The sequence below is a fragment of the Maribacter zhoushanensis genome (assembly GCF_029350975.1).
Taxonomy (GTDB): domain Bacteria; phylum Bacteroidota; class Bacteroidia; order Flavobacteriales; family Flavobacteriaceae; genus Maribacter; species Maribacter zhoushanensis.
The window spans coordinates 126,026-139,566 of record NZ_JARKMR010000005.1 but is presented as its reverse complement, the minus strand read 5'-3'; the positions used below and the strand labels follow the sequence as shown (position 1 = coordinate 139,566).

The window sequence follows — 13,541 nt, the reverse complement described above, 5'->3', positions numbered from 1 at the left end:
TACAAAGGGTAATTTTATGCTACTAATCAAAACATACAACAACATGAAAATAGAACAAATTTATACCGGATGTTTGGCTCATGCAGCCTATTATATAGAAAGTAAGGGAGTTGCGGCAGTCTTTGACCCACTGCGTGAGGTACAGCCTTATTTAGACAGGGCCAAGAAAGACAATGCAAAAATAAAATACGTTTTTGAAACTCATTTTCATGCCGATTTTGTTAGCGGACATTTAGATTTACAAAAGAAAGCAGGTGCAGAAATTGTATTTGGACCTGGTGCAAAACCTGCATATAAAGCAACTACAGCTAAAGACAACCAAGTATTTGAATTAGGTGATTATAAGGTAAAAGTAATACACACTCCTGGTCATACTATGGAGAGTACCACATATCTTTTGATTGATGAGACCGGTAAAGAACATGGTATTATTACCGGTGACACCTTATTTATTGGCGATGTTGGTAGACCAGACTTGGCACAACATGTGGTTGCAGATTTAACCGAAGAAAAGCTTGCCGGGTATTTATACGAGTCGCTTAGAAATAGAATCATGCCACTTAATGATGATTTAATCGTTTACCCTAACCATGGCGCAGGTTCTGCTTGTGGTAAGATGATGAGTAAAGAAACTACTGATACCCTTGGACATCAAAAGAAAGTAAACTATGCTTTACGCCCAGATATGACCAAAGAAGAATTCATTAAGGAATTATTGACAGGATTAACCACTCCCCCAGGTTATTTCCCTAAAAATGTTTTAATGAATATACAAGGTTATGAAAGTTTAGATAAGATTATGGATAGGGCTACTACCCCATTTTTACCAGATGCTTTTGAGGCTGTTGCCAATGAAACAGGTGCTTTGGTCTTAGACACTAGAAATGCCGAAGATTTTGCAAAAGGTTTTATTCCTAATAGTATTAACATTGGTTTAGAAGGTAGTTTTGCCCAATGGGTCGGTGAAATGATACCCGATATTAAACAAGAGATTTTATTGGTCACTTACAAAGACAAGCAAGAAGAAGCCATTACCCGTTTAGCAAGAGTTGGCTATGACAATACCGTTGGCTTTTTAGATGGTGGTTTTGATACTTGGAAGCAATCAGGAAAAGATTTTGAGGTAAGCAACAGAATTGATGCCGATGGATTAGAAGCTGAATATAACGCCGATAAACCTTTAATTATTGATGTTAGAAAAAAGAGCGAATTCGATTCTGAACATGTGGTTGGTGCCATAAACATTCCTTTAAATGAAATTAACCAGCATTTGGCCCAATTTCCAAAAGACGATGCGTTTGTTTTACATTGTGCAGGCGGTTATAGAAGTATGATAGCTGCATCTATATTAAAGCAAAGAGGTTGGACAGATTTTACAGATGTTAGAGGTGGTTTTGAAGCTATTTCAAAGACAAACATACCTAAGACAGCATATGTGTGCCCGTCGACACTATTATAACACTACATTTAAAAACAGCTCTGATTTCTTCTTCAGAGCTGTTAATTTCTAAATACTATGTAACCTAAGTTACTGTATAGCTGTATTTACATTTTTATTTTTGTTTCAATACTAAATTAAAGCATATGAAAGTAGAACAAATATATACCGGCTGTCTAGCGCAAGGTGCTTACTACATTGAAAGTAAAGGAGAGGTGGCAATTATTGATCCTCTACGAGAAGTACAGCCTTATATTAATAAAGCAAATGCCGATAATGCCAAAATCAAATATATTTTTGAAACGCATTTTCATGCCGATTTTGTAAGTGGCCATGTAACCTTAGCAAAGGAAACGGGAGCTCAAATTATTTACGGTCCTAAAGCCAATCCGTCTTTTGATGCCATTATTGCTACTGACAATCAAGTGTTTCAACTTGGTGATATCACCATTACGGCTTTACACACGCCTGGTCATACAATGGAGAGTACTACCTATCTATTAAAAGATAATAAAGGAAAAGACCATGCTATATTCAGCGGAGACACTTTGTTTTTAGGTGATGTTGGTAGACCAGATCTTGCTCAAAAAATGGGCGAGTTAACAGAAAGAGATCTTGCTGGTTATTTATATGATAGTTTACGAAATAAAATTATGCCTTTGGCAGATGACGTAATTGTTTATCCTGCTCATGGTGCCGGTTCTGCTTGTGGCAAGAATATGATGAAAGAAACTGTAGACACCTTAGGCAATCAGAAAAAAATGAATTATGCCTTGCGTTCAGATATGACCAAAGAAGAGTTCATTGAAGAAGTAATTGATGGTCTTTTACCACCACCACAATACTTTCCTTTAAACGTAAAACTGAATAAAGAGGGTTACGAGGATATTGGAAAAGTACTTGAACGTGGTACAAGGGCATTATCGCCCGCTGCTTTTGAGGCAACTGCAAACGAAACTGGAGCTATAGTATTAGACGTTCGTCACCAAGATGATTTTGCAAAAGGACACATACCACGATCCATCTTTATTGGTTTAGATGGTAGTTTTGCCCCTTGGGTAGGCGCTCTAATTGCAGATGTGCTACAACCTATATTACTGGTAACACCGTTAGGAATGGAAGAAGAAACCGTAACTAGATTATCTAGAGTTGGTTTTGATGGAACACTAGGCTTTTTAGAAGGCGGATTCGATGCTTGGAAAAAAGCATCAATGGAATATGATACCGTAAGTCAAGTGAATGCAGCCGGACTTAAAAAATTAATTGAAACTGAAAATGTTTCTGTTTTTGATGTTAGAAAAGAATCTGAATTTCTATCTGAGCATATTATAGATGCCGTGAACACTCCGCTAGATTATTTAAACGATCATTTAGCTGAATTTCCTAACAGTAAATCCTTTTACCTGCATTGTGCCGGTGGATATAGAAGTATGATTGCTTCTTCAATTTTAAAAAGCAGAGGTATTCACAACCTTATAGATGTAAAAGGCGGATTCAAAGCAATTAAAGAAGCTGGTATACCTGTAACGGAATTTGTTTGCCCTACTACATTATAATTTTTTATTGGTTGGTTATTGAAAGAGACGGTCATATACCAAGACCGTTTCTTTCTATCATTAAGTATTAATTAAAACAAAACATCATGTCATTTTTAAGTACACTCTTTGGTAATAAAGAACAAGAAACTACAGGCAATATAACTGTGTTGGACAAAAGAGAATATGCCACACAAATTATTGCCAATAACATAAAACCTTTTGATGTTAGAACCTCATCAGAATATAATAGCGGCCATATTAAGAAAGCGATAAACATTGATTTTTTCAATTCTGGTAACTTCAAAAATTATTTTGAAAAATTAGATAAAGAAAAGCCTGTTTATGTTTATTGCAGGTCAGGCGCCAGAAGTCAAAAAGCAGCTCGTAGACTTTTAAAAATGGGCTTTGAGCAAGTATTTGATTTAAAAGGTGGTTATAACTCTTGGAATTAAAAGTAGACGAGCAATCATTTAACGGTTTGCTTAATACCCTACATTAATTTGTTAATCATATGCGTTCTAAAAATTATAGAATTGGCTATAAATATAAATTTATGAAAAAGATATTTTTATTACTCACAATTGTTTTTGCTTTTAGTTGCAAAGATTTTTCTAAAGGAAAACAACAGACAATTGATAATTCTAAAGATGAATTTTCATATGATTCTATAAAAGATGCTGATACCGAAACAAATGATAGTATATTTTTAAAAAAAGGTAAAATGATAGCCCAAAGCACGCAAAAAGTATTGGGCCAAAACCTTATGTTAAACATTCAAAAAAATGGTCTTGTAGGTGCTGTAGAATTTTGTAATGAAAAAGCATATCCATTAACAGATAGTATGGCTATTGTACATCATGCCAAGATTAAGAGAGTAACTGACAGACCAAGAAATACTAATAATAAAGCAAGCGAAAAAGAGCTTGAATATATTGAATTTTTTAAATCAAAAATTAATAACAACGAGTCTTATAAACCTATATTAACGAACGATAATGGAATCACAAATTTTTATTCCCCTATTGTTACGAACACCATGTGTCTAAATTGCCATGGTATACCAGAAACAAATATCGACCCAAAGGTTACACAGCTTTTGAACGATAAATACCCATATGACCAGGCTGTTGGCTATACAGAAAATGAGGTTAGAGGTATTTGGAGTATTAGTTTTAAAGACGATCAAAATAAATAAAATATGACATCAGTAATTCCTATTCAAAATTTAAAATGTGGCGGTTGTGCCAAAACAATCGTTTCAAAATTAGAGGAGATAGCAACAATTACCAATGTAGCGGTATCTGTAGAATCGTCATCGGTCTCTTTTGATGCTTTGAAACCAGAAGATATACTACTCGCAAAAACAAAATTAAAATTAATAGGTTATCCTAGTTTAGATGATGATAACTCTATGCTTTCAAAAGCTAAATCTTATGTAAGTTGCGCCACGGGTAAACTATCTAATTAATCACACAAAGAAGAAGTAATATAAATTACTTCTTCTTTGCTTTGAAACCATGGGTTATTTGTCCTAAAAAGTTTTGTGGTAAATCTTCATCACCCGGGTAACCTAATCTTACATCACCACTATCTTCTGGTATGTAATTGGTTTTAAATATATAATCCCAAAGACTTAGGCTAATACCAAAATTTACACCATAAGTACCCTCAGGTAAATCATAGGCGTGATGATATAGGTGCATTACCGGGTTGTTTACTATATATTTTAAAGGTCCCCATGTAATCTTTATATTAGAATGATTAAAATGCCCAATGGCAATTGCTGCAAAATGTACAATATAGGCTTGCTCGGGTTCAAAACCACCAAGAATCATTACACCAAAAGTTTTTAAAGGTTTGTATAATAAGTTTTCCATCCAATGGTATCGTAAATGCGCCGCAAAACCCATTTCTTTGACACTGTGGTGAACTTGATGAAATTTCCAAAGAAAAGCATACTTGTGCAATAAGGTATGCGTGAACCATTGTACAAAATCTAGAACGATAAAAAATAATAGTAATTGACCCCACATTGGCCAGGCAGATATATCTATGATCGCTAAACTATTTGCTTTTATACCAATATCATTAAAAAAAACCTGTAATAATTTATAAATACCACTTATGGCTATGGCGAATAGAAAGAAATTAAAGAACATATAAAAACCGTCTAACCAAAAGTCTTTTCTAAATACACCCTGCTGTTTTCTCCAAGGAAAAACAATTTCTAATGACCATACAATCAAGGAAATTAGAATGAGTCCCCAGAAGTAATTTAGGTACCAGGGCACTTCGAAAATAATGGATTTCCATGTCCAACTTAAAGTTCCTGTAATTGCATTTAAAAAGGCATCTAAATATGCTTTCATTACTATAACGCTTTTTGCAAAAATACTTTTTAAATAACAAAATCACTGTAACCAATGTTACATTTCAATTGACTGATTTTTAGCATTTTTACTTATGACCAATATCATTTTTAGCACTTCAATTTAGTACTACCTTACCATTGAAAAGTTAACTAAACGTTGCTTACTTTAAGTTAAGTCTAAAATTGAGCAACAACATTACATAATGTTTTAAATCATAATTTAAAAACTAGTATCATGAAAAAAAATATGGGAACAACAGATAAGTTTATAAGATTCATAATTGCCGCTATTCTTCTAATTGCGTTTTTCACAAATGCAGTTACTGGTATTTTGGGTTATGTTGCATTAGCTATTGCAGCGATTTTTATATTAACTTCTTTCGTAAGTTTTTGCCCTCTGTATACGCTATTTGGTGGCAGTACTTGTAAGGTTAAATAGTAAGATTATTATCTAAAAATTATAGTTTAGAATGACATCTAAATGAAACATATCTACCTTATTAAAAAATAAATTAGGATTATCTGGTATATCACCATTTCCTATTTTAGAGGTCAATAATAGCTCTGGTCTTAAACGCTTCAGCTTTTTAATATTGAAGAAAATATCTAGATTTATATGCGTGTAATCTGGCATAGCATATTTATTTAAAACAGCATTGGTTGGATCTGGTTTCCAGTGCTTACCAATACTTAATATAGATATAAGATTTAGATCATTTAACAATGCAAAGTCTTCTTTATAATTTAGAACCAATGCATGATTATCTGCAGAACCTTCGCTACGTTCTCGCTTTTGAAAACTAAAAAGGTCTTCTCTACCCCATTCTCTTGGCGAGATAAATTGACCATGGGGTAATATTCTATTGTATGCCAAAGATAGCAGTCCTGCTTTGCTTTCATGAGCAATTTTTAATCCTACTATATCTGCAGAATTTTGGTTGTAATAGCGAAGCGAGTCTACACTGCTTCCACCATTACCCAGTTTATTTTGATGCAACCACTCCCCTTCTAACATCAATGATTCAGATATACTATAAGATGGTTTTAAATAGATAGAATTCGATATATTATCTACAAATTGATTCCATATATTCACTTTAAATTTATCGGTTATCTTATAATCCACATTTGCCAATAGTATATAATCAGATGCCGTATTATTGGCATACCGCGATGCCGTACCTAATTTGTTCCTACCTACGGGGTAAGTTCCTATGCTTTCTCCTATTCCATAAAACTCTCCGGTAGATCTTGGTGCTATTTCATTTAGTACACCTAATTGAAACTTTGTTTTTTCTACATTAAAATTATACCAAAACCCTTGGACCAAAGTAGGTATCATTCTGCCATCTTCTGGGTTAATCAACGGTGTATTAATTTTCATCCGCCCAAGCGCAAATGAATGCTGAGCTAGGTGATATTTCGCATACAGTTCTCCCAATAAAAAGAGAGCATCATTACTTAAATCCAGCCTATCAAATAACCCTTCTTCATACCTACTTATTCTTCCTGTGGTGGCATCAGGTGCCTTCAAATCTTGTAAGCCAATATTGGTTGAGTTGTAAAGGGCCACTCCTAATTCTAAATTCTTTAATAATTTATACTCGTACTTTATTTTACCACCCGTTGCCAATGCATGAAAATCTTTCAATTCCCCTTTATTTGACGTCATCATATAATAGGTTCGCCATTGCCCAGATAATGTGCCTTTTTTCTTTACCGCAACAGAATCTTGTGCCTTAGAAAATATAGGCAGACAAAAAATGAGCAGATATATTAATCGCATGGGGTTACTTTGTTTTAGTGATTCCGTATTTCTCTTTATAGAAATCCATTATTGGTAAAAATGGTCCATTTTTATGTTGCTCTGGAGAAAAATCATCTACCCACGGTCCGTAGGGTGTAGAGACTGGTTTTAGCTTCTTATCAGGATAATCGTTTACAGTATTCAATTTATGTGGCCTAGAGAAACTATTAATATATCCTGCTACATGATACGCTTCTTCGTCGGTCAGTTTAGGGTTATCCCAGGTCGCTTGTAAATAGGGCATATTACTCTTAATAAATTCTGCCGAAGTGATTACTCTATTCATACCTGCACCATCGTTAAAACTATCTGGACCCCATAGTGGTGGATACGTGTAGCTTTTACCATCAATAGCATTGAGAACTCCCGCTCCATTTTCCCCATGACAGATAACACATTCTTTTTGATATACCTGTCTTCCTTTTTCTAAATTCACAGCTACAGCAGGTATCTTTATTTTTGGGTATCCTTTAAACTCGGCCTTTCTATCCTCTGGCACCCCTTCACTCAACCAATCCATATAAGCTACTATGGCCACCAATTTATCTGAGTCTGACGGAAGCATTTTTCCATTCATACTGCGCTCCATGCACCCATTAATTCTATCTTGAATAGTACCCACTTTATTGCCCCTACCACCAAACTGTGGAAATCTCTCTAAAATACCTACCCATGACCCTGAACCTGCCTGAGCTCCTTTTTGTAAATGACAATTGGCACAAGCCAAATTATTACCGCTATATCTATCTTCGGCACGGGCTGCATTGGGACCCATATATTTTGAAGTCTCAGCTATTAAATAATAGCCTTTTTTGACCACCGTCGACATATTCTTAATTTCAGCGATTGCATCTTTGGGTTGCCATTTGTCAATAACTACAATATCCTTTACTTGTATTGTTTCTTCACTTTCTTTAGTAGGCTCATAGTTCAAAAGCCATATAAAGACTAGCCCTACTAACACAAACACAATTGTAAAGAGCTTAAATAGTTGTTTCGCTAAAATTCGTAAATCACCCATAGAAATGTAATCTTACGCTAATTTAAATAACGAATCTATAAATATTGAAAGTTTATTGATGTAACAATAGTTACACTTGCGTTAAATGCTTTAACTTACTTTCATTCTTTTCTAAAATTACGGACATTAGTAACTCATATTATTAAACCAACAAATCATTCATTTTAAATATAACGAGCACATGAGAAAAACACTTTTACTTATTATAGCGATTATGGCAGTACAACTTACAACGGCACAAGAATGGACAACACCTATAATAGAAGGTTATGGAAAAATTAAGGAATTCAAAGAGGTAGCCATACAACCTGACCCTAACAAAGAATATAAACTTGTTTTTGACCTAAAAGATGAGCGTGAGTTGGATGGCATTAATATTGGTTATTTTAAAATTGCAAGAATGATTAATATGCTAGGTGCAGGGGGCGTTTCTGCCGATAAAGTAAATATCATCGCTGCTGTACATGGTGGTGCCACTTTCACTGCTTTAAACGAAACTAAATACAAGGCTAAATATGAAAAGGCAAACCCAAATGAAGCTGTAATAAAATTATTAAAAGATTACGGAGTAGAATTTTATGTTTGCGCGCAAGCTGCTGCCGCAAGAGATATTAGCGCTGCAGATTTAAACCCGAATACAGAATTAGGATTATCCGCAATGATGGTTCTTGCCAATTATCAAATGGACGGATATATTTTTATGCCGTAAGCACTTATCTATTTAGATAAGGCGTAAGGTTTACATACAAAAGCGACTTTTGAAAAGATTACATTACTATAACTTTTAAATATTAACAATGGCAAATTCAAGTTTATCGAAGATTGGATTAAATACAGAAGATTCAAACGATATTGCAACACATTTAAATGACCTATTATCAAATTACCAAATGTTTTATATGAACCTTAGGGGTTTTCATTGGAATATTAAGGGTCGAAAGTTTTTTGAGCTTCATTTGAAATTCGAGGAACTTTATAATGATGCCTTAATCAAGGTTGATGAAATTGCAGAACGAGTGCTAACCTTGAGCAACACTCCAATACATACGTTTACCAAATATATTGAACAATCTGAAATAGAGGCTAGTGAAAATGTAGTTGATGGCGATGAAGCTATAGACAACATTTTAGATAGTTTAAGCATACTTTTAAAAAAAGAAAGAGCTACCCTAAAAATAGCTGCCGAAGCCGAGGATGAAGGCACTGTTTCTTTAATGAGCGATTATATTACCGAACAAGAGAAATTGGTTTGGATGCTATCTGCCTATCAAGACTAAATTCTCAAAAATATCTTTTATATCCCCAAAATTTGCTAAACAAGTTTTGGGGATTTTTTTTACTATCATTTTAAGAAAAATATAGAACAACCTTTTGAATAGGTGATTTTTAGATTAAAACTAAACCTGTTTTCATTACATGAATTTTAAAACATATTTACCATAATTATTCGCCTTTAAATGTAACATTGGTTACCTTTAATTATCATGTGAATTATACCTTTACATATAAAAAAAATTGAAAAGAATTTAGACTATGGAAGACATGCTTTTCTATGACCGAATGCAATTTGCTTTCACTATTACTTTCCATTATTTGTTTCCACAACTTACTATGGGGCTTTCATTAATGATCGTCTATTTTAAATGGAAATTTCTTAGAACTCAAATTATAAAATATAATGATGCCGCTAAATTTTGGATGAAAATTTTCGCTCTTAATTTTGCTATGGGTGTAGTCACGGGTATACCTATGGAATTTCAGTTTGGGACTAACTGGGCAAAATTCTCTGAACTTACAGGTGGAATAATAGGACAGACACTTGCTATGGAAGGTATGTTCTCTTTTTTCTTGGAATCATCATTTTTAGGTCTCTTTCTTTTCGGAGAAAAATTAATGGGTCAAAAGCTGCATTTCTTAACTGGCTTTTTAGTATTTCTAGGTTCATGGGCCAGTGGTTATCTTATAATTGCTACACATTCATGGATGCAGAACCCTGTAGGTTTTGAAATTTTAGAAAACGGAAAATTTGTTTTAAATAATTTTGGTGCATTATTTTCTAATCCGTGGTTACTACCATCTTATTTGCACAACCAATTAGCTTCCGTTATAACGGCTTCTTTTGTAGTAGCGAGCATTGGTGCTTTTTATTTGTTAAGTAAGAAGCATAATGAATTTGGTAAATTATTTCTTAAAACCGGTGTAATTTTCGGATTGGTGTCTTCTGTACTTGTTGCATTCCCAACTGGTGATCTTGTGGCAAAAAATGTAGTAAAATATCAACCTGTGACATTTGCTGCAATGGAAGGTATTTTTGAAACTGAAGAAGGTGGTTCTGAAATTGTATTGATCGGGCAACCAGATATGGAGTTCAAAAAACTGGACAATAAAATTGCCGTTCCCAATGTACTTAGCTTTCTAACGTATCAAAAGTGGCATGCCCAAATAAAAGGTCTAAATGAGTTCGATGAAAAAGACTACCCTACAAATATACCTGGATTATACTATTCTTATCATATTATGGTTGGCTTGGGAACTATTTTCATAGGCTTAATGGGTATAGCTGCTTTTCAACTATGGCGTAAAAAATTATATACTAGCAAGTGGATCTTATGGTCTATCATGTTCATGCTTCCTTTTCCATACATTGCAAATACCACTGGTTGGTACACTGCTGAACTTGGACGCCAACCCTGGTTGGTATATAACCTGCTAAGAACCTCTGAAGGTGCTTCACCTACCGTATCTGCAGGCAATACGCTGTTTACCCTTTTAGGATTTATAGGGCTGTATTTATTGCTGGGAATGTTATTTTTAATTCTCGCCGGTAAAATCATAAAAAAAGGACCTGAACTTCAAAACTTATAAATTATGGAATTATTCTGGTACATTGTTTTAATGGGCATGCTTGGTATGTACGTCATTCTAGATGGTTACGATTTTGGTGCTGGTATAGTACATCTGTTCTTTGCTAAAAAAGAAAAAGATAAAAAAGCGGTAACTAACGCTATAGGTCCTTTTTGGGATGCCAATGAGGTTTGGTTAATTGCATCTGGTGGAGTTTTATTTTTTGCTTTCCCTACCCTGTATGCGTCTTCTTTTAGTGGTTTTTACTTACCGCTAATAATGATTTTATGGTTGCTTATTTTTAGAGCCATTGGTCTAGAACTTAGGGGGCAATACCATAACGAGATGTGGGAGTCTATTTGGGACAAGGCTTTTGGTATAGCAAGCTTGTTACTAGCACTATTTTTTGGTGTAGCTTTAGGCAATGTTGTACGTGGTGTAAATTTAGGTATGGTAGAAAATGGAGAATCTGCCTATGAAGCCCATTACTTCTTTTTACCCCTATGGAACCCCACCTTTAGTCCCACGGCAGAACATTTAGGTATTATAGATTGGTTTACCTTATTGCTAGGTATCATTAGTGTGGTTGCACTTACCATACATGGTGCTAACTGGATTATTTTTAAGACCAATGCAGAATTGAATACTAGATTAAAATCAATAATTTTTAAATTGAATTTTGTATTGTTGGCACTTGTAATTACTTCAATACTTATTTGGCATATCATAGAACCTAAACCATTTACAAATTTTCTTGACAAACCTTTTCTATGGCTTTTCCCTACTATTACTATAACAGGTCTTGTTGGTCAATTTTGGATTAAAAAATTTAAAAAAGACGGATATGGTTTTCTCTTTTCGGCTTTATTTCTGTTTGGTGGTTTTGCCTCTACGGCGGCTTCTATTTTTCCAAAAGTATTACCATCTACCAATTCTATAAACCCATCATTGACTATTTATAACGTGGCAGCTGATGAATACGGATTATCCGTTGGTGTTTACTGGTTTGCCATTGCCATAGTTTTAGTTGCCGTTTACATGTTTGTACAATACCGCATTTTCAACGGTAAAATGGATGACGTGGGCTATGGAGAGCATTAAAAAAATTTTATAATAATGACTGGCTCATTAATTTCTCTTTTAAGCATAGCTATGGGTATTATAGCTGCAAATATTATGGGGTTGATGTTTAAGCACTATTCATTTGGTGTCACCGGAAACACGCTTATAGGTGTATTTGGCAGTATTCTCGTCATTCAAACCTTTGGTAGATTAGGCTTTAACGCTTGGTATATAATAGAAGACGGCGATTTTAGCAGCTCACTATTAACCATTAATTTAGTAGTATCCACATTAGGTGGCTGTTTAGCTTTGGTCGTTGCAAAAATAGTTTATCAAAAACTTAACAATAGCTAAAATCACTCACTATTAGACACTTAAACATCATAACCTTGTTTGGAATATAACTATGTAACTATTGTTACTTTATATTGATGTCCTTTATACGTTCTTTGCGCTTTAGAACTAGATTTTTCAAGAAAATGAATTTACTATATGATCCCTGGCCATGGTATATTGCCGGTCCTTTAATTGCCTTGACAATGTTTATTCTGCTTTATGTAGGTAAACAGTTTGGCATGTCTTCAAACCTTAGAACCATGTGTTCTATTGGTGGAGCGGCTAAATATTCTGATTTTTTCAGATTTGATTGGAGAGCGCAACGTTGGAACCTTGTAGTTGTGCTAGGTGCCATAATCGGCGGTTTTATTGCTTCAAATTTCATGTCGGACAACACGGTAAATATTAATCCGGAGGTTGCTCAACAACTTGCTACGGATTATGGAATAAATAGTGCCGGCGAGGCATATTTACCACCTGAGCTATTTGCTTCTGAAAACCTAACCGACCCTTCTGTTCTTGCTGTTTTAATTTTAGGCGGATTCATGGTTGGTTTTGGTGCACGTTATGCCGGTGGTTGCACTAGCGGTCATGCTATATCTGGTCTAAGTAATTTGCAATTGCCTTCTTTAATTGCCGTTGTCGGTTTCTTTATTGGTGGGCTAGTTATGATTCACCTTTTATTCCCTCTAATTTTTAGCTAAATGAAGTATTTAAGTTATTTGACCATAGGTATATTTTTCGGTATCATCATGTATAAATCTGAAGCTGCGTCGTGGTTTCGAATTTATGAAATGTTCCAATTTGGATCTTTTCATATGTATGGTATTATTGGTTCTGCATTGGCCATAGGTGTTGTGGGTGTACAAATCATTAAAAAGAACAATATTAAATCTATAGACGGTACTGAAATGAACTTACACCCTAAAAACAAAAGTGTTGCCCGTTATTTAATTGGTGGTATCATCTTCGGATTAGGATGGGCGTTGGCAGGTGCTTGCCCAGGACCAATGTATGTGCTTGCAGGAGCAGGCTATTTTTCAATTTTAATTGTAATTGCAAGTGCCATTCTTGGAACTTTCGTATATGGTATCATAAAAGACAAGTTACCTCATTAAAACTGG

At 34.5% G+C, this 13,541-nt stretch carries 16 protein-coding genes; 13 read left to right on the top strand and 3 right to left on the bottom strand.

All coding sequences use genetic code 11. The features are described 5' to 3' along the window. The first annotated feature begins 43 nt into the window (after positions 1–43). From PXD56_RS15495 to PXD56_RS15475, 5 genes are all read left to right on the top strand, one after another. Positions 44–1,459, top strand: coding sequence for an MBL fold metallo-hydrolase (locus PXD56_RS15495; protein ID WP_276494255.1), 1,416 nt, complete (start codon positions 44–46; stop codon positions 1,457–1,459). Between the two features lie 125 nt (positions 1,460–1,584). Continuing rightward, positions 1,585–2,994 (top strand): MBL fold metallo-hydrolase, encoded by a 1,410-nt coding sequence (locus PXD56_RS15490; protein ID WP_276494254.1) that lies wholly within the window; start codon positions 1,585–1,587, stop codon positions 2,992–2,994. Between the two features lie 86 nt (positions 2,995–3,080). Further along, the gene (locus tag PXD56_RS15485; protein WP_276494253.1) at positions 3,081–3,428 is read left to right on the top strand and encodes a rhodanese-like domain-containing protein; all 348 of its coding nucleotides are present in this window, start codon (positions 3,081–3,083) and stop codon (positions 3,426–3,428) included. Positions 3,429–3,529: 101 nt separating this feature from the next. After that, the gene (locus PXD56_RS15480; protein ID WP_276494252.1) at positions 3,530–4,171 is read left to right on the top strand and encodes a Tll0287-like domain-containing protein; all 642 of its coding nucleotides are present in this window, start codon (positions 3,530–3,532) and stop codon (positions 4,169–4,171) included. 3 nt (positions 4,172–4,174) lie between these two features. Continuing rightward, positions 4,175–4,444, top strand: coding sequence for a cation transporter (locus PXD56_RS15475; protein ID WP_276494251.1), 270 nt, complete (start codon positions 4,175–4,177; stop codon positions 4,442–4,444). A 25-nt stretch (positions 4,445–4,469) separates the two neighbouring features. On the opposite strand, the gene PXD56_RS15470 is transcribed toward PXD56_RS15475, so the two are convergent. Continuing rightward, positions 4,470–5,345, bottom strand: coding sequence for a sterol desaturase family protein (locus tag PXD56_RS15470; RefSeq protein WP_276494250.1), 876 nt, complete (start codon positions 5,343–5,345; stop codon positions 4,470–4,472). Between the two features lie 237 nt (positions 5,346–5,582). On the opposite strand from PXD56_RS15470, the gene PXD56_RS15465 reads away from it, so the two are divergent. Next, positions 5,583–5,786 carry a YgaP family membrane protein gene (locus PXD56_RS15465; RefSeq protein WP_276494249.1) on the top strand — a complete coding sequence of 68 codons (204 nt, stop codon included), beginning with the start codon at positions 5,583–5,585 and terminating at the stop codon, positions 5,784–5,786. A gap of 12 nt (positions 5,787–5,798) precedes the next feature. On the opposite strand, the gene PXD56_RS15460 is transcribed toward PXD56_RS15465, so the two are convergent. Both PXD56_RS15460 and PXD56_RS15455 read right to left on the bottom strand, forming a co-directional pair. Beyond that, entirely contained in the window at positions 5,799–7,133 is a 1,335-nt protein-coding gene (locus PXD56_RS15460; RefSeq protein ID WP_276494248.1) for an OprD family outer membrane porin, read from the bottom strand. 4 nt (positions 7,134–7,137) lie between these two features. After that, positions 7,138–8,175: a c-type cytochrome gene (locus tag PXD56_RS15455; RefSeq protein WP_276494247.1), complete on the bottom strand. Its 1,038-nt coding sequence runs from the start codon at positions 8,173–8,175 to the stop codon at positions 7,138–7,140. 181 nt (positions 8,176–8,356) lie between these two features. On the opposite strand from PXD56_RS15455, the gene PXD56_RS15450 reads away from it, so the two are divergent. From PXD56_RS15450 to PXD56_RS15420, 7 genes are all read left to right on the top strand, one after another. After that, positions 8,357–8,884, top strand: coding sequence for a DsrE family protein (locus PXD56_RS15450; protein WP_276494246.1), 528 nt, complete (start codon positions 8,357–8,359; stop codon positions 8,882–8,884). Between the two features lie 88 nt (positions 8,885–8,972). Continuing rightward, positions 8,973–9,452 (top strand): Dps family protein, encoded by a 480-nt coding sequence (locus tag PXD56_RS15445; protein ID WP_276494245.1) that lies wholly within the window; start codon positions 8,973–8,975, stop codon positions 9,450–9,452. 256 nt (positions 9,453–9,708) lie between these two features. Beyond that, a complete protein-coding gene (locus PXD56_RS15440; RefSeq protein ID WP_276494244.1) occupies positions 9,709–11,040 on the top strand; it encodes a cytochrome ubiquinol oxidase subunit I in 1,332 nt (443 codons plus the stop codon). 3 nt (positions 11,041–11,043) lie between these two features. Beyond that, entirely contained in the window at positions 11,044–12,120 is a 1,077-nt protein-coding gene (gene cydB, locus PXD56_RS15435) for a cytochrome d ubiquinol oxidase subunit II (protein WP_276494243.1), read from the top strand. Positions 12,121–12,135: 15 nt separating this feature from the next. Then, the gene (locus PXD56_RS15430) at positions 12,136–12,435 is read left to right on the top strand and encodes a hypothetical protein (protein WP_276494242.1); all 300 of its coding nucleotides are present in this window, start codon (positions 12,136–12,138) and stop codon (positions 12,433–12,435) included. Between the two features lie 125 nt (positions 12,436–12,560). After that, entirely contained in the window at positions 12,561–13,121 is a 561-nt protein-coding gene (locus PXD56_RS15425) for a YeeE/YedE family protein (RefSeq protein WP_276494241.1), read from the top strand. After that, entirely contained in the window at positions 13,122–13,535 is a 414-nt protein-coding gene (locus PXD56_RS15420; protein ID WP_276494240.1) for a DUF6691 family protein, read from the top strand. Positions 13,536–13,541 lie beyond the last annotated feature (6 nt).